The sequence below is a fragment of the Clostridium frigidicarnis genome, from assembly GCF_900111985.1.
Taxonomy (GTDB): Bacteria; Bacillota; Clostridia; order Clostridiales; family Clostridiaceae; genus Clostridium_Z; species Clostridium_Z frigidicarnis.
This window is the reverse complement of the sequence record NZ_FOKI01000016.1, coordinates 38,927-62,504: the sequence shown is the minus strand read 5'-3', so window position 1 is coordinate 62,504 and position 23,578 is coordinate 38,927. Positions and strand designations below refer to the sequence as shown.

Here is a 23,578-nt window from a genome sequence, read left to right as displayed (position 1 = left end):
GTACACATCTAAATTCTATATTGACTATTATCTAAACTCAATATAGAATAATATTAAAAAGGAATGGAAAAATAATGGATAACAAAAAAATATCTAATATTAAAGTATTTATTGTTGTTGCAATAGCAAGTTTTTTTATCTGTTGTTCAATTATTCCTAATATGTTATATTTTATATTTTATGTTTAATACTTTTTATATTCATAAACTTTAATAAATACGTTAAACAACTTTAAGAGGTGAGTAAATTTGAATTTTAAAATTAATTATAATGTTGATTATTTATATGAAAGTTTAAATGTTTTAACTTCTATAGCGGATAATAAATCACCTAGCAAATTTTCTAAAGATTTTGCTGAGAAATATAATATCCCAAGCGAGGAATTGAATTTATTATTTTATGAAATCTGTGATATCTTCTCATATATAGAAAGTAATATTTCAATAACAGAAAAAGATTTAAACTATCTATTTAAAAATAATTTTCCTATTGAAAATAATTTTGCAAGAATAATATTAAATCCATATATGTCCTTAGATTTTGGAGATATACTTGATAAATTTAAAAGTTCTAGCTATGAAGAAAGGCATATGGAACTTACTCTTTCTATTGTAAGTTCTATATTATATGACGAGTTTATAACACATGAAGATATAGTTCATATTAATAATGCTGAAGCTTTATTTAAATATGTACAAGAAAAAGATATTTCAATAGAACTTAAATATGAACTTATGTACTTGTATTATAATTATGATGAGTTGCTTGAAAAAGTAATTAACATTTTATCTAATGTAATAAGGCTTATAAAAGAAAAGGAACCTTATTTGAAAAATAGATTGGTAAAATTCATGAATTTTATTGAAGAAAACCTTAATAATTATGGTGTAGATTTTTTAAAGTCTAATTGTAATATAACTTTAAATCAAAACTCTAGCTTAGATGTTTATCCTTCAATATTTAATTCTAATGCTATTTATGTATCTGGAGTTTCTGATACTAAAGACACTCTAATATTAGGAATTAACTTTCTTGATCTATCTTATTTATTAAAAAAATATAAATGCAATGATAAGCATCTTTTAAGCGTATTAAAGGCATTATCAGATAAAAGTAAGCTTCAAATATTGGTAGCATTAAAAAATGATACTCTTTATGCTGGTCAACTTGCTAATAAACTACAAATTACAAATGCAACTATCTCTCATCACATGTCAACTTTACTTACCCTAAATCTTGTGCATGTTGAGAAAAATAATACTAAAGTGTATTATTCTATACGTAAAGATAAGATTTCTCAATACATTGATAATTTAAGAGACTTATTATTATAAGTCTCTTAAGACACATTCAAAAAATAACAAGTAAGTATGCTAGTCTATTTCGTGTCATACTGCATCAGTAATATTAGCCCATAGCCTGTGCTATGAACTAATATCACATCCTTATCTGGCACGAAATATACATGGCATCTTTGACTTGTTATTTTCTTTTATGTGACTAAATCAAGTGAATCTTAGTTTATTGGGAGTATTTGCAGCTGTTTCCTTATGAATAACTAATCTACCTGTAGTATTGGTTATTCATATACCTATTGTATATTTATTTATTTTTATATCTAGGTTATTACTTTTTATATTATTTAAAACTAAGGTGTTAGCCTTGTTCTATCCCTTGGAAATGCACATGCTTCCCTAACATTTTTTATATTTAAGAATTGGCATGTTAATCTCTCAAGACCTATGGCAAGTCCTCCATGAGGTGGCATACCATATTTAAATGTGTCTGTATAATTCTTATAATTTTCTGGTATTAACCCTTTGTATTTAATATTTTCAATTAGCATGTCATAATCATGTATTCTTTTCCCTCCTGTTGTTATTTCTAATCCTCTAAACAATAAATCAAAGCTATGAGTTTCCTCATTTCCTAATGGCATTGTATACATAGGTCTTTTTCTTCTTGGATAATGAGTTAAAAACACAAATTCACATCCTAATTCCTCTTTTACATATTTACAAATTAATTTTTCTCCTTCTGGATTCAAGTCACCTTCTAAGTCTGTTTTATTGTATTTTTTTCTTAATATTTCTATAGCATCTTTAAACTTTATCCTAGGTATATTTTTTTCTATAGTTGGAAGTGATATATCTAAAATATCTAAATATTTTTTCCCCTGATTCAGAATTTTTTCTAAAATATATTTTAATATTTCTTCTTCTAGGTTCATTAATTCCTCTTCATTTTCTATAAAACCTATTTCTAAATCCATGCTAATATATTCATTTAGATGTCTATTAGTATTATGCTCTTCTGCTCTATAGACAGCACCTACTTCAAATACTCTTTCAAATCCTGATCCAACCATCATTTGCTTGTAAAACTGAGGACTTTGTGCTAGATAAGCCTTATTTTCAAAATATTTCAACTGAAACATTTCTGTTCCTCCTTCTGCTCCCTCTGCCACAATTTTAGGTGTAAAAATTTCAGTAAAATCATTTTTTATTAAAAATTCTCTGAATCCTTGTGCTATTAAATTTTGTATTTTAAATATAGAAGATTTTTTTTCATGCCTTAAACTTAGAACTCTGTTGTTTAACATAGTATCTAAATTTATATCTAACTTGTCTTTATTAATTTCTATTGGTAATTCCTCTAATACAGCATTTATCATTTCTATATTATCAACTATAACTTCAAATGGATTTAATTTATTTTTACTCTCTGTTACTTTTCCACTAATACTTATTACTGATTCTAATCTTAAATTATTTGTATCTATCAATGCGTTATCTAAAACACATTGAACTAAACCACTTCTATCTCTTAATATTAAAAAAGTAATAGATTTTAATTTTCTTATTCTACAAACCCATCCCTGAATTAAAACTCCTTTATTTATGTGTTTATTTAAATTTGTAATAATTACTCTATTCATATTTTTATCTCCTTTTTTATTTAAATACTTAAAATAAACCTAGGTAAAAAGAGCAAGGTGGCTACGCCACATTCTAATTGAAAATTGACAATTATGGTTGAAAACCTCAGGTTTTCTTGAAAATATTTTTATTTTAGAAATCTTCCTTAAAAGATTTTATCTCTCATTATCAATTGTAAATTATCAATACAAAAAATCTTTAACCCTAATTTTATTAATATTTTAGTTTCAAAAAATTTCATATTAGTTTATGCATGCAAAAAAATAGTCCCTTGAGTTAATTAAAACTCAAGGGACGAAATATCGTGGTACCACCCTTATTAACCTAAATCAAAATCAGACTTTTTACCTTAAATTAAATATTTTTAATTTAAAATACTTAATTTAATTAACTAAAGTTGCTACCTGAACCACCAAATATACACAACCTGGCCAAGGCCTATATATTTAGATAAAACAAAAAAGCTCTTACTCCTTTAATAGGAGTGAAAGCTTATACTTCACGGTACCATCCTAAATTAACTAAGTTCATTGTCTAATCATAACTAAGTTATCTCTAACCCTTTTAACGGAGGAATCCGATTTATCCTACTAAAAAATTTCAGATAAACTTCTCTAAGGTGTCTTTCAATATTAACTTTCACATGAGACTTACACCATCTCTCACTCGCTTTAGATACTAATTAATATTTACTCTTCTCTTCATAGAATTTAGTTGTTTTTTATATTATAGTTCTACAGCTTATATTTGTCAATTTATTCTGAAAATACAATTCAATTCTATTTCTTTCCTAGAATATTATTATTATTTAAACTCATACTATCTATGTAAACTTTATTTGAAGGAGGAATATGTATTATGAAAAAAGCTAAAGATTATGTAGATCAAAGTATGTCAACTGTTCAAAATGCTGTTAGTTCACTAAATCAAGCATTAGGCTCAGTAGAAAAAGCTGATAATAAAGCCAAAATACAACAAGCTATTACATCACTTAATTCAGCTTGTGACAATTTATCAAACTATCAAGACTAAAAGGTTTATCTAATATCCAGATGGTGAAAATAATACCACCTGAATTAGGATTTGCCTATTTCAAGGAGGGCATCTTATGAAAAAAGCTAAAGATTACGTAGATGAAAGTATGTCAACTGTTCAAAATGCTGTTAGTTCATTAAATCAAGCATTAGGTTCAGTAGAAAAAGCTGACAATAAGTCAAAAATACAACAAGCTATATCATCCCTTAATTCAGCTTGTGACAATTTATCAAACTATAAAGATTAGAAAAATATCTGAGGATTTTCCCTCAGATATTTTTTGGTTTTATGAGATATATTTATTATATTTTATGAAGTTCCTATAATCATCAGCTTAAGCTGTGGGAGTAGTATCAATGATAGCAATGAAATAAATAATAGCCTCTTTTTAAATATAGAATTATTTCAGTCATAGTTAATATTATTAAATTTTAATAAATTATTATTATATGTTATATTATATATGTAAATTATTACTTAATTAGTATAAGTGCTTATTATATAAAATATATCAATGATTTACCAATAATAATTATAACTAATCTATGTAATATAAATTCTAAACAAGGAGTGCTCAATATGGATAACAAAAAACTTAAAGTAGTTATAGCCCTTATGCTATCAACATTTTTAGCAGCTTTTGAAGGTACTGTGGTTACCACTGCAATGCCTACAATCGCTACTGATCTTAAAGGATATGAGTTAATAAGTTGGATTTTCTCAGCCTATCTTCTAACCTCAGCAGTATCTACTCCTATATACGGAAAATTTTCCGATTTGTATGGTAGAAAAAAAATACTCTCTATAGGTATTATTATATTTTTAATTGGTAGTTCCCTTTGTGGACTATCTCAAACCATAGTTCAACTTATAATTTTCCGTGCAATACAAGGATTAGGTGCTGGTTCTATTCTAACTGTTACCTTTACTATAGTTGGAGATTTATTTGATTTGTCTCAAAAAGTAAAAATTCAAGGTTGGCTTAGCACCGTTTGGGGAATAGCTAGCTTAATTGGTCCACTAATAGGTGGTTTTTTATTAGATACATTTTCTTGGCATTGGATATTTTTTATAAATATTCCCTTTGGACTTATTTCCATAATAATGCTTAATAATAATTTAGATGAAATTGTTATTAACTGTAAGCCTAAGATTGATTATATTGGATGTATTCTATTAACAATTTCTATAGTCTCCTTATTATTTGGTGCATTAGGAAAATCAGTATTAATTATTACTATATGTGCCTTAATAACAATTGTATCTCTAATAATGTTTTATTATATTGAAAAAAAGGTAGAAGAACCTTTAGTCCCATTTAATATTTTTAGTAAAACTACAATTGTAATAAATTTAATATGTTTTGTAATGGCATCATTACTTACAGCCATAGAATCCTATACCCCACTATACACTCAAAATGTATTAGGATTGAATGCTACCTTATCTGGACTGTGCATGGCTCCTATGTCTGTAACTTGGCTTATAAGCTCATTTATATTGTCAAGAGCATTACCTAAATATGGAGAGAAAAAAATTATTCAAATTGCTTTATTCATACTTTTTATAAGTACTATAATTTTAAGATTCCTAAATGTTTCTACTCCTATAATATATTTACTTATTTCTGTAATTATAATGGGCTTGGGATTTGGAGGAATATTTAATTCTTCTACAATTGTTGTTCAAAGCGCAGTTGAAAAAAGTGAAAGAGGAGTTTCAACATCTACTAACACCTTAATTCGTACATTAGGACAAACTATAGGTGTTAGCATATTTGGTGGTGTCCTAAATTCAGGTATAACAAGTTATTTTTCTAAGCTAGGTATATCTAACGTAACTCCTGATAATATAATCAATTCACAAGAAGCATTGAATATATCTAATATACAAATCAAAGAAGCATTTTTCACAGGAATACATAACATATTTATTGTTCTTATTTTTCTTGTAATTATCTGCTTTATACTATCATTAATAATGCCTAAGAAAAGTAGAGTTAAACTTTAATATATTAAAAATTATAAAAGCTAAGTTTATTATTTAATTTCATAATAAACTTAGCTTTTATAACATTATTAATCAATTACTTGTTAGTAAACACCCCTCTCCATCTAAATCTTAAAAGAATTTCTCTAAAATAACTTCATGTTATACAATTATACAAATTCCCTTATCTGAAATTTTTTAGAAAATAGGTGTATTTTAGCATCTAATTCTTGGATAAAGTTTTTCTTAAATTCATTAATTAAAATTTTATCAATAATGTTGTTGACATAAATATCAAGTTTATGATATCATAATAAATTTGATATTTTTTTTCATATATGTTATTATTAAATAAAGGCAGTTGAATTTAATTCACGTCGAATATATTTTTCATGAACTTAAGTTTAATTCACGCTTAAGATTATCTACTCTAATAAACTCTTTGTTAAAGGGCTTATTAGAGTAGATAATCATTTAACAGATAATAATTAACTACGGAGGTGTTTTGTTTGTTTAAAATTGGTGATAATGTTGTTTACCCAATGCAAGGTATCGGAGTAATCAAAAATATAGAAGAAAAAGATTTTACTGGAGAAAATAAGCAGTACTTTATTATACAAATGTTGCATAATAATATGGAAGTAATGATTCCAGCTGATAGAATTTCTAATTCTAATTTACGTCTAATATCTGATGGTGATACATTAGATAACATATTATTAAGTTTCAAAGATAGGGTATGTGATTTAGATGATCTTGCAGCATCTAGACAAAGATACCAATTAAACATGGAAAAAATTAAATCTGGCTCATTAGAAGATTGTGCGGATGTTCTTTATGAGTTAACTCAAATCAATAAAGAAAAGACTCTTAACTCAAGTGAAAAACAAATGTTAACAAATGCTAAAAGATTTATGGTTACTGAAATAAGTGCAATAAAAGAAATTTCAGAAGATAAAGCTGATGATTTGTTAAATTCCAGCCTTGAATTATAATCATTAATTTTTAACAGACCTAAAGTGTATCTATTGTATTTTTTATATCTAATATAAAATACACTTTGGCCTGTATAACAATTCGTATTTCTAAGATAAAACTAAATTTAGAGTTTAGTTTTTATTTTTTATATTAAATTAAAAATAACTTAAATAGATAATCTATTTAAGTTATTTTTTTAATTTTCTTTCACTTCTACTTTATGTTTAAAATACTGAATAACGCCAGGTAATATTGATATAAATATTATCCCAAATATTACAACTGAAAAATTCTCTTTTACAGATGGTAAATTTCCAAAGAAATATCCCATTAATGTAAATATTGTAACCCATACAACTCCACCAACAGCATTGTAAGAGATAAATTTCATATATCCCATATTTCCAATACCAGCTACAAAAGGAGCAAATGTACGAATTATTGGTATGAATCTAGCTAATATAATTGTCTTTCCTCCATGTTTATCATAAAAGCTTTGTGTCTTATCAAGATATTCTTTTTTAAATATTCTAGACTTTTCATTACTAAAAGCTTTTGCTCCAAAATACTTTCCTATGTGATAATTTAAAGTATCTCCTAATATAGCTGCTATTATTAACATACCTATAATTATGTATATATCCAAATAACCTAACGCTGCAAATGCTCCAGCTGCAAATAATATAGAATCTCCTGGTAAAAATGGAGTCACAACTAAACCCGTTTCAAAAAATATTATTAAAAATAATAATCCATATGACCAGGCCCCATAATTGGATATCATTGTTCCAAGATACTTATCTAGATGCAAAAACACATCAATGACTTTACTTATTAGTTCCATAATTCTCATCCTTTTTAAGTATAATTTTAATTTAAGTATTTTTTAGAGTGCTTACATCATCTTTAATGGAAATATAAGCTATTTTATATTATACTACTTGTTGAATTTGGTGTACATATCTATTCATAATATTATGTGTTTTATAACCTAGATTTAACAGTATATTTTTAACAGTTTGTTAATTTAACAGTTTCTTTTTAAACTACTCATATTATAAATTCAAATTATAGAAGCGAAGCTAATTTTAAATCCGTATATATAATAATACTGATTTTTTTAAATTAACTCCGCTAATAAAAAGCTATTTTTTATAGATCATAATATAAAGAAAACTCAATAGGACTTGGAACTTTATTTATAGTTAATACATCCTTTTCATATCTTTTCTTTATCCAATTAAATATGAATTCTTCTGTAAACACTCCATCTCTTAATAAGAAGTTATAATCCTTCTTTAATTCTTCTAATGCTTCCTCTAGACTCCTTGGTAATGCTTCTATTTTATTTCTCTCTTCTTCTGGTAAATCAAATACATTAACATCATATGGTCCATACCCCTCTTCAGTAGGATCTATAGAATTTAAAATCCCATCTATCCCCGCCATAAGTAATGCTGAATATGCTAAATAAGGATTGCATGTAGCATCAGATGGTCTGAACTCAAACCTGATTTTTGAAGGATCCTTTATATATCCAGGCACTCTTATTACAGAACTTCTATTTCCTGTAGCAAAACATATTGACACTGGTGCTTCAAATCCTGGGACTAATCTCTTATATGAATTTGTAGATGGATTAGTTAAGGCAAGTAATGCTTTTGAGTGCTTAAGTATTCCCCCAATAAAATGAAGTGCCTCATCACTTAATTTTGAATATCCCTTTTCATTATAGAATATATTTTTTCCGTCTTTTTTCAATAACATATGAACATGCATACCATTACCTGCCTCACCATATATAGGTTTAGGCATAAATGTAGCTGTCTTTCCATTCTTTATAGCTTCATTCTTTATCAAATACTTTATCATCATAGTAGCATCACTCATGAATCCTAAATTTCCTAGTTCTACTTCTATTTCTACTTGAGCTGCTGCACCAACTTCATGATGATGATATTTAATTGGTATATTCATTTCTTCTAATGCTAAACACATTGCACTCCTTAAATCATTGGTAGAATCATATGGCAAGCCTATGTGATATCCTTTTTGAAATGGAACCTTATACCCCAAATTATTTTCTTTATCATTAGTGCTCCATGGTGATTCTTCACAATTTATTGACACTTCTTGATGGTTTCCTTTTATTTCAAAACCTACTTTATCAAAAATATAAAATTCAAACTCTGGTCCTATTACAAATTCATCAGCTATTCCACTATTTTTCAAAAATTTTACTGCCTTCTCAGTTATAAATCTAGGATCTCCTTGAAATCTTCCTTCATTTTTACCTAATGTAAATATGTTACATATTATTGACAAAGTCTTTTCTTCACAATAAGGATCTAGAAAGGCAGTTTCCATATCAGGTATAAATCTCATATCAGAACTCTCTATACTTGAATAACCATAACTTGAGCCATCAAATCCTATACCTTCTACAAAAAGTTTTTCATTTAATCTAGTTGCTGGTATACATAAATGATTCCATCTTCCCTCTAATGTTACAACCTTGAAATCTATTATTTTGACTTCTTGGTTTTCTACAAAACTTTTAAGATCTTTGAATGTTGAAAACATATAATCACCCCATAATTCAATTTTTTTACTTTTATTACTTTTAGTATATTATATTTATATATTTTGTCAATTTATCATAATGAAGTGATTTTGTAGTTTTTTTATTATAGTCTCAATAAAATACTTTAAGCTATTCGTTTTTTTAAATTACTTTTAAATTTATTAACAATTTGTTATTTTTAAAGCTTGTAATTTAATCCATAATATATTATGCTGATAATTATTTTTTCTAAGAAGAGTATTTTATCTTAAATAAATTGCAAGTAATATATAAACGAAATAAACACCTTAAAAGATGTTATTGAAATTAGTTATGATTCAACTAAGAATGTTTCCCATGATTTTATAAATATTATTTATAACTCTAATGAAGTTATTAATTTTTCTAATAATGATTATAAATTAATTCAAGGAACTCAATATATATCAAATGATATTGTAATTAAATTAAATGCGACTTCTGCAGTATTAACAATCATATATAACCAAAATAAACTAATTTTTTCTATAGCAAATAATTTCTAAGGACTTAACACAATGCTTACCTATTTAAAAAACATATAATGCTGTACTTACTTTTAAAAGATAGAAGTATTTCACCTAGTCATGAGACAAAATTTAAAAGGGTATTTACTTAAATATATGTAAATACCCTTTTAAAAATTTATTTTTGTATCATCTTAATAAATATATCAACTATTTCTGGATCAAATTGACTGCCTGAGCACCTTCTTAGTTCTTCTAATGCCTCTTTTTTCGTTTTTGCTTTACTATAAACTCTATCATTTGTCATTGCATCAAATGAATCTACAACACTAACAATTCTTGCTACCAACGGAATTTCTTTATCTTTTAATCCTAATGGATATCCCTTTCCATCCCATCTTTCGTGATGTGTTAATACCCCTCTAGCAACATGTGCTAATTCACTAGAGGACTGTAATATTCTATATCCCTTTTCCGTATGAGTTTTCATAATATCAAATTCTTTTTTAGTTAACTTACTAGGTTTTAATAATATATCTTCACTTATTCCAATTTTACCTATATCATGCAACTTAGTAACTAGCTCTAATTCATCTAATTCTGCTATTGTCATACCTAACTTTTTCCCTATTATTTTAGCATAATTTAGTAATCTTAATGTATGTTGCTCTGTTTCCATATTTTTCTCTTCCAAAGATTGTTGAAGAGAAAAAACTACAGAGCTTCTAACACTTTTTTCCCTTAAAAGCTTTTGTCTATAAACTTTTTCTTCTGCTTCTTTTAAATTAGAATAAATATCCTCATCCATAGTTCTTTTGATAGATGCTCCAAGAGATATGCTTAATTGTATTAAATCAAAATTATAATTATCACATTTATTAAGTATATCCTCTATTATTTTTTCACAACCATCTTCATCATAATTTTGTATTAAAATCACAAATTCATCTCCACCCCATCTAAAAACATAACTGGAATTTCCACTGACATCTTTTATAATTTGAGAAATAGTTTTAAGAAGCCTATCGCCCTCTAAATGGCCAAAGGTATCGTTTACAACTTTTAATCCATTCACATCTCCCATTATAACCCCTATCGGTAAAAACTTTTCTTGATTTATATCCTTAATTTTTTCCTCAAAATATGTTCTATTATTTAATCCTGTTAAAACATCCTTATAGCTTAGTGTTCTCAGCTTATCTTCTATCTTTTTTCTTTCCGTAACATCTCTTGCAACCCCTACTATTCCCCACACATCTCCATCTTCATTTATTACTGGGACTTTTATACTTTCTTCTGTTCTCTTTTCGCCCTTCTCTGTTGTAATTATTGTTTCTATAAACTGAGATTTTTTTGTCTTCATTATTTCCCTATCTTTTTTTATAAAACTTAATGCTAATTCTTTTGGAAGCCCTATTTCTAAATCCGTCTTTCCTATCATATTGTTAAAGCCTTTGTTTTTATAGTAGTCATCCCACTTTTTATTATACCCAACGTATTTACTATCTCTGTCCTTAAAAAATATAAAATCTGGCAATGTATCTATGATAGTTCTCAATATATTTTTTTGATTTTCTAACTCTTTTTGTTTGCCCTTACTTTCCCTAATATCTACAAAAACACCAAATATTCCTAATATATTATCATAATCATCAAAATATGGCATTACGTAACATTCTGAACAAATATATTCATTAACTACTTCAAATCTTCTTAAACTCTTAGTAGCAATTACTTCATTTATCAACTTTCTATGTTTAACATACTTATCTTTATCATAAACTTCGTTATACTTCCTACTTGTGAAATAATCTATATTTTTATTATGTATAATTGCATATGCCTCATTAACTCCAATAATTGTTTCTTCAAGATCTTCTATCCACATGGGAAAAGGCATATTTCTCATAATAAATTTGCAAATATCATTTTTCATACATTCCTCACCTTTGCATAATGTTATTTAAATTCAACATATATTGTTATACCTTCCTCCTTACCACCTTAAATACTGTAATGTATAGCTTATTATACCATTTAATGCATATTTTTAGTTTGAATTTCCTTAATTATTCTTGAAAATTTAAACAGCTTATCTACATTGAGATAAGCTGTTTAATGAAAATCACATTGTTTTTTATTTATCTTCAGTAATCCTATTATTTTTTTAAAAAGATGTTTTTCTGTTTTTTATAACCTTTATTATCTCCCACCATGCTGTTGAAGAAAATCCTATTGCTGCTGCTATAACTAACATATTGAACTCTAATCCTTGAGTCTTAAATAGTGATTGTAAAAATGGAATATAAACTATACATAATAAAATTCCTACAGCTATACCATTTACAATTCCTCTTATTTTATTCCCTTTCTCCTTAAATGCACTAGATAAATATTTAGTATTTGATCTATTTACCAAAACTAATGTTACATTAGCAACGATCAATGCAACTAATGCAAAACTCCTAGAATATTCAACTCCATATCCACTATCCACTAATAAGTGGAAAGGTAAAAATGATCCAAGAAACATTGTTGTTCCTTGTAATAAAACCTTTCTAGTAAGCCCTTTTGTTAACAACGATTCTGATGGTGAACGTGGAGGTTGTTCCATTATATGAGGCTCAGCTTCTTCTCCCTCAAACACAATAGAACAAGTTGGATCTATAATAAGTTCAAGAAACATTATATGCATTGGTAATAAAAGTTGAGGTAAATTAAAGATAGGTGCAAATAATGCTATAGCCGCTATAGGTATATGAACTATCATAATATATACTATGGCTTTCCTTATATTATCAAAAACTCTTCTTCCATCTTCCACAGAATTTACAATAGTTGTAAAATTATCATCCATTAAAATCATATGAGCAGCTTCTCTTGCAACCTGCGTTCCACTTTTCCCCATTGCAATTCCTATATCTGCATTTTTTAGTGCTGGAGCATCATTAACTCCATCTCCTGTCATCGCAACTATCTCTCCATTTTTCTTTAATGCCTTAACTATTTTCATTTTGTGTTCAGGTATTACTCTTGAAAATACATCACAATTATTAACAGCTTTACATAGTTCACTATCTTCCATTTCATTTATATTATCTCCAGTAATTGATTTATTTGCAAATTCTAGTCCAATTTCCTCTCCAATAGCCATAGCTGTTTTACTATAGTCACCAGTTATCATAACCACTCTTATTCCTGCTTTTTTACAAGTATTAATAGCTTCCTTAATACCATCCTTTGGTGGATCTTGGAGCCCTACTAATCCTCTAAATTGAAGACTATATTCATCTAATTCTTCATTTATATCATCACTTAATGTGTCTGCAAAGGCTAACACCCTTAGCCCTTTAGCTGCCATATCATCAATTATTTTTTCTAACTCTTTAACTTCATCATTATTAAGATTACATATTGGTATGATTGTTTCTGGTGATCCTTTAGCTGCAACATAGTACCTATTTTCTTTTGTATATATATTAGCCATTCTCTTGGTTTTAGAATTAAATGCTATCTTTCCACTTAATTCATAAGTATATAAATCCTTAATATTAGAATTTAAACACCCTATCTCTACGATAGCTTTTTCCATTGGATCATATGGTTCTCTTTCACATGATAATACAAATAAGTCACTTATATGTTTATCATCCATATCTTTTGAATTTATAACTTTTCCATTTGCATATATATTTTTTACTTTCATTTTGTTTTGAGTAATTGTACCAGTCTTATCAACACATAAAATAGTTGTAGATCCAAGTGTTTCAACAGCAGAAACTTTTCTCATAAGGGTATTCTTCTTAGCTAGTCTATATGCACCCATTGATAAAAATACAGTTAACACCACTGGGAACTCTTCGGGTATAACTGCCATAGCTAAACTTATACCTGACAAAAGACTTTTTAATATATCTCTATTATATATATATGATGCTACTACTACCAATGAACATAAAACAACTGCTGCAATAGCCAAATTTTTCACTAAAATCCCTATCTTTTTTTGTAGTGGTGTAGATTCTTCTTTCGTTTCACTAATAGCTTTACCAATTTTCCCATATTCGGTTTCTACTCCTGTTAACTTTACTTTTCCAGTACATTTTCCAAAAATAGCAAGTGTTCCTGCATAAAGCACATATTTTTTCCAATGATCCTGTGATTCTTCACACTCTTCTTTTGAAAGTTTTATAACATGTTCACTTTCTCCAGTTAGTATGGACTCATCAACACAAAAATTTGATGCTTCTAAGACCAAACAATCTGCCGGTATACGTTCCCCTTCTGAAAGAAAAATTATATCTCCAGGCACAAGTTCACAACTTTTTATCACAACTTCTTTTCCATCCCTTAAAACATTAACCTTTGGAGATGTCAAATCCTTTAAGGCATTCATACTTGTTTCAGTCTTCCATTCTTGTATAAAAGTTATAGAGGCAACGGCAACAACAAATACAAGCATAATAAATGCTTCTTTTGGTTCTCCAAGGATAAAATACAAAGTAGCTGTAATAACAAGCAATAAAAACATAGGTTCTTTAAATATACCAATAAATTTCTTAAATGGACTTGGTTTTTCCTGTTTAACAAGTTCATTCAATCCATATTTTTCTCTAAGAACTTTAACCTGTTTAGATGTTAATCCATTAAATTTACTCTTCATGTTCTCACCTCATTATCATTTAATAATCACATTATATGCTTAAACCTTTTAAAAATCAACACTTTTTAAAAGTAAATTCTTATCAATTGATAATGAGAATTAACATTTTTTAACATGCAGTATTATCAGGCATCTTCTTTCTAAAATATTAAACATAACTATTATTTAAAATCCTTATTAACTTATTCTTGTTACTTGGTATATACTTCTATTTCCTTGTTTGAATATACTCATTTATGCAAATTTTTTATATAAATATAAATATTCTTACTAATTATACAATTTTTTATATTATTCTTCAAAAAAATTGATTTACTTTTAATTATATTTATTTTATAATTGAAAGTATTGAAATTTATTAGTTTTGGGAAAACGTAACCAAGGAAAACACTACAAAATGTCACATTTCAATAATTTACATTTTTTAGGAGGACATAATATGATACAAATTTTAACAGGTACTGCATTATTATTAGTGGTATTGGCATTATTTACATTATTTAGTTACAAAGCACCAATGGGTATGAAAGCTATGGGTGGCCTTGCAAACGCCGCATGCGCAAGTTTCTTAGTTGAAGCTTTCCACTTTTCATTCTTTGGTGAGGTATTAGGAAGCAAATTTTTAGAAAATGTTGGAACTGCTAACGGATCGTTAGGCGGAGTTGCTGCTGCTACATTAGTTCCTTTAGCTTTAGGAGTTTCTCCAGTATATGCAGTATTAGTTGGATTAACTTGCTTAAACTTTAAAATATTACCTGGATTTATAGCTGGTTATTTAATATCTTTCGTTATTAAAAAATTAGAAAAGAAAATTCCTGCTGGACTTGACCTAATAATTATAATAGTTGTTGCTGCACCTTTAACTTATTTAATAGGTGATGTAACAAGTCCAATAGTTAACGGTACTTTAGAAACTATAGGTTCAGTTTTAATATCTGCTTCAACAGCTAGCCCAATATTAATGGGTATAATACTTGGTGGATTAATAACAGTAGTTGCTACTGCTCCACTTAGCTCAATGGCTTTAACAGCTATGATAGGTTTAACTGGTGCCCCAATGGCAATAGGTGCATTATCAGTATTTGCTTCTTCTTTCATGAACTTTGTATTCTTCTCAAAAATGAAGTTTGGTACAAAGAAAGACAGTATATCTGTTGCTATAGAGCCTTTAACTCAAGCAGACTTAATATCTGCTAATCCAATACCAGTTTATGTTACTAACTTCATAGGTGGTGCTATGTCTGGTGTCATAATAGCTCTTATGGGACTTGTAAACAATTCACCTGGAACTGCTACTCCAATAGCTGGACTTGCTGTAATGTTTGCTTACAACCCACCTATAAAAGTTTTAATAACTGCTGCAAGCTGTGCTTTATTAAATGTATTAGCAGGATTTATAGGATATAAAATATTTAAAAACTACAAAATAGTAACATCTGATATAGTTCGTGGAAACAAATCAGATGATTATATAAATGTAGCTTAATAATAATTTATAAATATAAACATAAAAAATGACCTATTTATAGGTCATTTTTTTATGTTCTCTTCTTAAACCTCAACTGGTTTAAATACAAATCTCACTATTAAAGCAAGGATTAATATAGATGCTGGAAGCACTATATAAACTGGTACACCTAAAGATACTGGTATGTATCCTGCCACTACTGAAACTACTGCTACCATAATTGAATATGGCATTTGAGTTCTAACATGATCCAGGAAATCACATGATGAACCCATAGATGATAATATTGTTGTATCTGATATTGGCGAACAATGATCACCAAATATAGCCCCTGTTAAAACAGCACTTGTAGCTATTAATATAAAATTATCACTTGGTAATATCCCATATGCTAGAGGTATTGTAAGAGGCATCATTATGCCCATTGTTCCATAAGATGTACCCGTTGCAAAAGATATTATAGCTGCTAAAACAAATATTATGCTTGGTAATAAATAATATGGTATTGAGTTTGATAATACAGACACTAAATATTTTGCTGTTCCTAAATCCTTTATAACTGCACTTAATGACCATGCTAAAAGAAGAATTACACCTGTCATTATTAAAGATTTCATTCCACCAACCCAAGTCTCTAGTGCCTCTCCTATTTTAAATATTTTTTGACAAACTCCCATTAAAATTGCTACACATGATGAAAGTAAGGCTGCTTGAAATAATACAATTGATGCATCAGCTTTTCCGAAAGTAACTTGGATTGTACTAAATGCCATTGGAGAATTTGTAATTGCCCCTTTTAATACTTCATCTTCTCCAGCTAAAATTCCAGTGTATCCATTATAATAAAAACCTAAAAAAGCTCCTATTATTAAAACTAATATTGGTATTATTGCATTCCATACGCTAAGCTTTATTCCTTCCTTTGGCTCAAATTCATCATCAGTCGATCCCATAGGCGTAGAACCTTCCCTTATAACCATTCCAGTTGTTCTAGCCCTTTTTTCTGCACTATGCATTGGTCCAAACTCTCTCAAAAAAATTATTGTTAAAACTATAAATGCCAATATAAGTATATTATAAAATCTAAATGGTATTGTATTCATAAATATGCCAAAAGCATCAACTGAAGTTTCTCCTATAGCACTATACCCATCTCTAATTAATGTAAGTTCATAGCCTACCCATGTAGATATAAATGCTATTCCTGATATTGGTGCTGCTGTTGCATCTATTATAAAAGATAATTTTTCCCTTGAAACCTTCATTTTATCAGTTACAGGCCTCATTATAGGCCCTACAATTAGTGAGTTTGCATAATCATCAAAGAATACAAATAACCCTAAAAGCCATGTTATAAATTGTGCACTCCTAGGTCCTTTTGCCTTTTTTGCTAATGCCTCTGCTACAGCCTTAGTTCCTCCCATTTTACCAATAAGAGCAATTACCCCACCTATAGTTAATACTTGAAGAATTATTCCAGCATTCCATGGATCTGAAAGAGCTGCTAATATCCTTTCACTAAAGTTAAGAAAACTCATAGCTAGCGCCTCAATAAATCCGTTAGAAACAATATTTATTAAAAATATTCCTACAATGGTTCCTAAAAACAATGATATAACAACATTCTTTGTTATAAATGCGAATACTATTGCTATAAGTGGTGGTAAGATAGTTAAAATACCTAATGTATCAGCATTATTAGATGCTGAATCCACCTCTTGCGCCATAGCTGGATGTGTGTAAAAAATAGTAAATAATATAAGGAAAATTGATGTGATTTCAAAGATTCTTCTTAAATTTTTTTCTCTTGTTAACATTGTACTTCCCCCTCAATTTTAATTTTATCTGATGGCTAACTCATCTAACATTCATATGGTGGAAAAACACCACCTAAATGAAGATTCGTTCTATATGGGAGGAAAGCTAAAAACGTGATATTTACGCATATTCAATGATAATAAAAAAAAGCCCCAAGGAGCTCACTTGGGACTTTAAATATGCTAAATAAAGTTTATCCACGTGATAGCTCTCCACAAACGAATTTGTGACAACCCTGTACATGTTTTGCACAAAGCCAGTGATACAACCTTAAAGCATTAGTTGTACACTTCGGCAATAATTCCTTTCATCCTACTTCATAGTGCTTAACTCTGTAGAATTACTTTTAATTACTGCACCTCTATCTACTAATATTAGAGATTATTATTTTAAAAGTTATTTATAACTATATTTCAATTTTTACAAATTGTCAATAGACTTTTATTTCTTTTATTATTATGTTTTTCCTCATGAGAAAACTCTATATTTACCTTAGAACCACTTGATACTTTATATTTCTATTTAAATTTTTCAATGTCTCTTTTGATATTCATAAGCAAACTATTAAGTTCCCAAACTTCACCCTCTTGTATAAGCTTATTAAGATGTAATTGATATCTTGAAGCCTCAGCTGCTTTTCCCTGAGATATTAAGGTTAATATATTATTTATTATATTTGAGACAATGTCAGACTTAACTTCAAATAATGTTTGTGCATCCATTATCTCTCCCTTTATCTCCCTCATTTGTTCATCTAACTGATATGCAGCATCTGCAGCATTTTTTAATTTTCCCTTAATTTCAAAAGGTATTTGTTGCTTATATTTGTAGTTTAATGAATGTTCTATAGTTGCCCAAAAGTTCATTGCTAATGTCCTTATTTGGAATTCTGCAAGTATATCTTTTTGGCCTTCTGCCATATTTACAGGATACTTTATTATGATATGGTAACTCCTATATCCACTTTCCTTTACATTTGTAACATAATCTTTTTCGTACATTACTTGCATATCTTTTCTGTTTCTTATTATCTCAACAACCTTTTCTATATCATCAACAAATTGACACATTATTCTTAATCCCGCTATATCTTCCATTTCATACTGGATCCTATCTAAAGGTATATTGAATTTATTAGCTTTTTCTAACATACTAGAAACTTCTTTAACTCTTCCAGTGATAAATTCTATTGGAGAATATTCATTTTTTCTTCTGTATTCTTTTCTTATTGCTCTAAATTTAACCTTTAATTCATCCACCGCTTGCTCATAAGGGGTTAAAAAGGTCTTCCACTCTTTCATAGCCATATTCATCACCCTTTTTTCTTTTACTATATTTAGTTACTAAAGCATAATAACCTTAGAATCTTACTTTTTATAAATCAATTTTATATTATTTGTTTTTCTAATTAACATTTCCACTTAACATTATAATCAAAAAATCAAATTTATTCTTTTATAATTAAACATCACTTTATATTATACCAAATATATTATACTAACTAAAACCATTTTTGTGATATAATAGACTCTATATTAATATATATTTATTAATTCTGATTATTTATTGAGGTGTATGATGTGTACGGACAAAGACGATACAAATAAACTTTTTTCAGGCTTAGAAAAACTAGGTTTTTCTGACTTAAATGTTGACCTTTATAAAAACGAAGAAAAAGTAAGGCTAACACAACTTAAACTGAAAGAAAGAGGCAATTCTTATCTTTATGAAAGAACAGTGAAATGTCCTGTTTGCAATGCAGAATTTAAATGTCCTTCTGTAAAAACCTCAGCTCCAAGAGTATTAAAAAGAGAGTCAGATTTTTTTATAATCTATGGAAATGTAAATCCATATTTTTATGATGTTTGGGTTTGCAATTCTTGTGGTTATGCAGCTCTTAAAGTTGACTTTCCAAAAATAAGAGAATTTCAAAAAGAATTGATTTTCAAAAATATAACTTCTAAATGGCGTGGACGGGAATATAAAGTTCCATTTGATGAAAATATAGCAATTGAACGCTATAAGTTAGCTTTACTAAATGCTGTTGTAACAAATTGCAAAGATAGTACAAAAGCTATGCTTTGTCTTAAAATAGCTTGGATGTATAGATTAAAGGAAGTGCCTAATGACGAAATTATATTTATTGAAAAATCACTTGAAGGCTTTGTAAACGCCTTTGAGAAAGAAGCCTTCCCCATATATGGGATGGATAAATTCACAACTATGTACTTATTAGGCGAATTAAATAGACGAATAGGAAATAATGAAAAATCTCTCATTTGGATGAGCAAGGTAATTACAACCCCTGGAGTTTCATCTAGGTTGAAGGAATTAGCACGTGACCAAAAGGACTTGATAAAAAGCATTGATTTAAATTAATATTTTTAAGTAAGATTTAGGAGGGGTAATGATGTCAATATTCAAAAGAAGCAATCGTCACGATAACGAACAAACTGAATGTGTTAATTCAGTTTTTCAAGAACAAATTACAGATAATCTCAGTGACAATTTTAAAGTTGTAGACGCAGTTACTAAAATAACAGAAAATACCCTATGTGTTGAAGATTCCTCATCACATATAACTTCTTATATAAAAACTATTTCAAAATCTGCATATGAACAACATAATGATGTTATTCAAGCAGTTAATCTTTTAAAAGATTTCAATACTCATATGGAAGATTTAGCTTTTAATGTGGTTAACGTTCAAATCAAGACAATGGATTCTAACACCATGATAAATTCTGGTTTAGAAACTTTAACTACCTTAGATGATTCACTAAACTCTTTAGAAGAAACCTTTAAGGTATCTACTACTTCTGTTGAAGATTTAGTAGACAAGCTAGAATCAGTTAACATAATAACCGATTCCATAAGTAAAATAGCTAGTCAAACCAATTTACTTGCTTTAAATGCAGCAATTGAAGCTGCTAGAGCTGGTGATGCTGGAAAAGGTTTTTCTGTTGTAGCTGGCGAAGTAAAAAAGCTTGCTGAAAATTCTAAAATAGCAGTTGAAAATATCACAAAAATTTTAAATGAAATAAAAATTGATATTCTTAATGCATCATCTGCAATAAACTTAGGAAACACAGCTCTTTCTACTCAGATAAATACAATTAATGAAACAAAAGATACGTTTACAAATATAAAAGGGTCTATGGACGATGCTAATAGTGAAATTGAAAAATGCATAGAAAATCTTACTATAACTTCTGATAAAAAACATGTTGTTTTAGAAAAAATTCAACACGTATCTGATTTAGCAGAAGAAAATTCAACCTTATGCACTGATATATCATCTGAAACAGAGCATCAATCTAATTCAATAAAAAATATTTCTAAAGACCTTAAAAATTTAACTCAACTAATCAAGTAAAAGATTTTATCTAAACCGAAAAGTGAGGACTAAACAACACAAACTAGCTGACTGAATATTGTAAGGTACAAAAAATTTATATAACTAAAATCCAATAACTCACTGGGTACAACAATTGGATTTTCTAACGCTATATAAATTTTTTATACCACCAATACTAACTGTTCATCAGATATTTTGCTAATGCTTAGTCCTCACTTTCAATTTTCAACTTGAGAAAAACGTCATTAACTATTGTCTCTGAAATAATTTCTTTTTTTAATAAACTTTATTTGAAATCATAGTTCCTATAGCACACATTGTGCTTATACCAATTATTAAAACTAAATACTTAACTTTCAAATTTGCAAAATTAATTTGTAAAGATAATCCACTCCTACTTTCAATCATTAGTGCTGGATTATTTTTATTGTAATAAAGACTATTTTTAAAATAATGTTCATTATCTGATATAAAAGGATTCTCATTATAACATGCACTGCTATAACCAAGTTTTTTACCTAAATCATATATATACATACCAAATGACAACTTTATAATGGGTAAGCTTATAAGTAAAGTTATAACAATAATACTTACTAATATTTGAGGTTTATCGCCTTTAATACTATAAATATTAAAGAATTCTAATATAATTACAATCCCTATTGATACCATAAATAATGAACTTGGAATTAAAATCTTTCCTAATTCTATATTTGATTTTATAAAAACATTTGCTAATACCCCTAATAAGATTATAATTATTAAGGATATTGTAGGAAACATAATAATTTGATCAAAAATATTACTATTATTATAAACTTCTAAAATGTTTTCTATAGCTGAATTTCCACTATTTAAAAAAGTTTTTATACTTAAAATTATATTGTATAATGTTGCATTTAATATTATTGCACAAATTAATAAGATTAATGGTATTACAAATAATTTCAAACTAAATCTATTATCATTATTTATATTTTCAATACCATCTCCATATATATTAGCTCTTTTATATTTCCATATATTCTCATTCAAGTCTAATATTTTAATTTTTCTATAGATTGGGTAGTGACATATGTTTAATAAAATTATGTTTCCTATTGGTCCTAATACTAATGATACTAGCATATACCTATCTTTTGAGTAAATTTGAATAAATACAATAATAAGCCAATATATAAAATGGCACACTGTCCAGTATTGTTTAAATATCCTATCTAATCCTAAGGTATCCTCCCTATTTATTTTAATTGAAATACCATAGTTGACACCATTTTTTATATCCTTACATGTGTCTATTCCAATAAAATATATAAGTATTATTAGATACCCCTCTAAAAGATATAATAACTTCATGCACTTCCCCCTTCCTATAGCCTTATAAAAACATATTTAAAGCCTATATAATATTAATTTTTTCTAGTTATCGCCCTAAACTCATTTTATCCACTGGCTCCCCTTACTAATGCTTATCAGTTTAGTACTATTTAGTCATGTTGTTTAATAAACCCTCTATACAATATTACTACTTCTTAAATTTATGTTACATCTATGGACTATAGAACTTTCCTATTTATAAATGCTATATAAATGCTATATAAATGTTATATAAACTTCATAAAAACCTATTTAATTTCTCCTACATATAAATGCTTAGTATTAATCAAAATTTTTTTCAATGAAATTTATGCCGTTACTAACACCCACATACTTATAAAGTAAAAGTTGTAGTATCTCTATTTTCTAAATTGTCACCGAAAAACATTGTCACTTCGTATTCTCCTTATTATTCACACTTCATATAACAGATTGTTCCATATTCACTAGCTTCTTTAAAACCTAATGTCTTATAAAATCCGTTAGTTTCAGGATTATTATCTGTATTATCTGTGATTAAAACTATATCAGTAATATGCTTATATTTATCTCTTATGAGTTTAATTAACGTTTTTCCTATTCCCTTTCTTTTGTATTGCCTTAATACTACTAATTCCTGAATATATATTATGCGTTCATCATCACCAATAACTCTAATAATTCCAACTAATTTATCATTACAAAATGCTCCTATAGTGCATAATGATTTTTCTATAGATCTTTTTGTTTTATCTATATCATTTCCGTAATTTATCCACGCTGTATCATGATATAAAAGCCTTAATTCTTCCTTGTTGTAGCTCTCCCTTATTTCTTTATAAATAATATCCATAACAAACCCGCCCCTTAAATTTATTACATATATATTGACCTAATTATAT

17 protein-coding genes, 1 riboswitch and 1 other annotated feature are annotated in these 23,578 nt (G+C 27.7%); of the genes, 8 read left to right on the top strand and 9 right to left on the bottom strand.

Going from position 1 to position 23,578, the window contains the following annotated elements; all coding sequences use genetic code 11:
• The first annotated feature begins 248 nt into the window (after positions 1–248).
• Positions 249–1,334: an ArsR/SmtB family transcription factor gene (locus BM119_RS11030; RefSeq protein ID WP_090041452.1), complete on the top strand. Its 1,086-nt coding sequence runs from the start codon at positions 249–251 to the stop codon at positions 1,332–1,334.
• 314 nt (positions 1,335–1,648) lie between these two features.
• Here the strand turns inward: BM119_RS11030 and aspS are convergent, their stop codons facing one another.
• The gene (gene aspS / locus BM119_RS11025) at positions 1,649–2,938 is read right to left on the bottom strand and encodes an aspartate--tRNA(Asn) ligase (protein ID WP_090041450.1); all 1,290 of its coding nucleotides are present in this window, start codon (positions 2,936–2,938) and stop codon (positions 1,649–1,651) included.
• Positions 2,939–3,416: 478 nt separating this feature from the next.
• Positions 3,417–3,653, bottom strand: a binding site (T-box leader).
• 144 nt (positions 3,654–3,797) lie between these two features.
• On the opposite strand from aspS, the gene BM119_RS19885 reads away from it, so the two are divergent.
• From BM119_RS19885 to BM119_RS11015, 4 genes are all read left to right on the top strand, one after another.
• Complete coding sequence (locus BM119_RS19885; protein ID WP_177199398.1) at positions 3,798–3,971, top strand: hypothetical protein; 174 nt, start codon at positions 3,798–3,800, stop codon at positions 3,969–3,971.
• A 76-nt stretch (positions 3,972–4,047) separates the two neighbouring features.
• The gene (locus tag BM119_RS19880; RefSeq protein WP_177199397.1) at positions 4,048–4,221 is read left to right on the top strand and encodes a hypothetical protein; all 174 of its coding nucleotides are present in this window, start codon (positions 4,048–4,050) and stop codon (positions 4,219–4,221) included.
• Positions 4,222–4,553: 332 nt separating this feature from the next.
• Positions 4,554–5,984: an MDR family MFS transporter gene (locus BM119_RS11020; RefSeq protein WP_090041448.1), complete on the top strand. Its 1,431-nt coding sequence runs from the start codon at positions 4,554–4,556 to the stop codon at positions 5,982–5,984.
• 488 nt (positions 5,985–6,472) lie between these two features.
• Positions 6,473–6,958, top strand: coding sequence for a CarD family transcriptional regulator (locus tag BM119_RS11015; RefSeq protein ID WP_090041446.1), 486 nt, complete (start codon positions 6,473–6,475; stop codon positions 6,956–6,958).
• 179 nt (positions 6,959–7,137) lie between these two features.
• On the opposite strand, the gene BM119_RS11010 is transcribed toward BM119_RS11015, so the two are convergent.
• The 4 genes from BM119_RS11010 to BM119_RS10995 all read right to left on the bottom strand — a co-directional run bounded on the left by BM119_RS11010 (position 7,138) and on the right by BM119_RS10995 (position 14,673).
• Positions 7,138–7,785: a DedA family protein gene (locus tag BM119_RS11010; RefSeq protein WP_090041444.1), complete on the bottom strand. Its 648-nt coding sequence runs from the start codon at positions 7,783–7,785 to the stop codon at positions 7,138–7,140.
• A gap of 308 nt (positions 7,786–8,093) precedes the next feature.
• Positions 8,094–9,524 (bottom strand): type I glutamate--ammonia ligase, encoded by a 1,431-nt coding sequence (glnA, locus tag BM119_RS11005; protein WP_090041443.1) that lies wholly within the window; start codon positions 9,522–9,524, stop codon positions 8,094–8,096.
• 664 nt (positions 9,525–10,188) lie between these two features.
• Positions 10,189–11,946, bottom strand: a complete 1,758-nt coding sequence (locus tag BM119_RS11000; RefSeq protein ID WP_090041441.1) for a sensor domain-containing diguanylate cyclase/phosphohydrolase — start codon at positions 11,944–11,946, stop codon at positions 10,189–10,191.
• 231 nt (positions 11,947–12,177) lie between these two features.
• Complete coding sequence (locus BM119_RS10995; protein ID WP_090041439.1) at positions 12,178–14,673, bottom strand: cation-translocating P-type ATPase; 2,496 nt, start codon at positions 14,671–14,673, stop codon at positions 12,178–12,180.
• Positions 14,674–15,115: 442 nt separating this feature from the next.
• On the opposite strand from BM119_RS10995, the gene BM119_RS10990 reads away from it, so the two are divergent.
• On the top strand, positions 15,116–16,159 hold the full coding sequence (locus BM119_RS10990) for a PTS sugar transporter subunit IIC (protein ID WP_090041488.1): 1,044 nt from the start codon (positions 15,116–15,118) through the stop codon (positions 16,157–16,159).
• Positions 16,160–16,224: 65 nt separating this feature from the next.
• On the opposite strand, the gene BM119_RS10985 is transcribed toward BM119_RS10990, so the two are convergent.
• Both BM119_RS10985 and yjbM read right to left on the bottom strand, forming a co-directional pair.
• Positions 16,225–17,958: a Na+/H+ antiporter NhaC family protein gene (locus BM119_RS10985; RefSeq protein WP_090041438.1), complete on the bottom strand. Its 1,734-nt coding sequence runs from the start codon at positions 17,956–17,958 to the stop codon at positions 16,225–16,227.
• 198 nt (positions 17,959–18,156) lie between these two features.
• Positions 18,157–18,331: riboswitch (Lysine riboswitch) on the bottom strand.
• Between the two features lie 146 nt (positions 18,332–18,477).
• On the bottom strand, positions 18,478–19,266 hold the full coding sequence (gene yjbM / locus BM119_RS10980) for a GTP diphosphokinase (protein ID WP_090041436.1): 789 nt from the start codon (positions 19,264–19,266) through the stop codon (positions 18,478–18,480).
• 268 nt (positions 19,267–19,534) lie between these two features.
• Here yjbM and BM119_RS10975 point away from each other — a divergent pair, with 268 nt between their 5' ends.
• The gene (locus BM119_RS10975; RefSeq protein WP_090041434.1) at positions 19,535–20,338 is read left to right on the top strand and encodes a DUF2225 domain-containing protein; all 804 of its coding nucleotides are present in this window, start codon (positions 19,535–19,537) and stop codon (positions 20,336–20,338) included.
• A 31-nt stretch (positions 20,339–20,369) separates the two neighbouring features.
• The gene (locus BM119_RS10970; RefSeq protein WP_177199396.1) at positions 20,370–21,335 is read left to right on the top strand and encodes a methyl-accepting chemotaxis protein; all 966 of its coding nucleotides are present in this window, start codon (positions 20,370–20,372) and stop codon (positions 21,333–21,335) included.
• A gap of 258 nt (positions 21,336–21,593) precedes the next feature.
• Here the strand turns inward: BM119_RS10970 and BM119_RS10965 are convergent, their stop codons facing one another.
• Both BM119_RS10965 and BM119_RS10960 read right to left on the bottom strand, forming a co-directional pair.
• Positions 21,594–22,676: a hypothetical protein gene (locus BM119_RS10965; RefSeq protein ID WP_090041431.1), complete on the bottom strand. Its 1,083-nt coding sequence runs from the start codon at positions 22,674–22,676 to the stop codon at positions 21,594–21,596.
• 430 nt (positions 22,677–23,106) lie between these two features.
• Positions 23,107–23,529, bottom strand: coding sequence for a GNAT family N-acetyltransferase (locus BM119_RS10960; protein ID WP_090041429.1), 423 nt, complete (start codon positions 23,527–23,529; stop codon positions 23,107–23,109).
• Positions 23,530–23,578 lie beyond the last annotated feature (49 nt).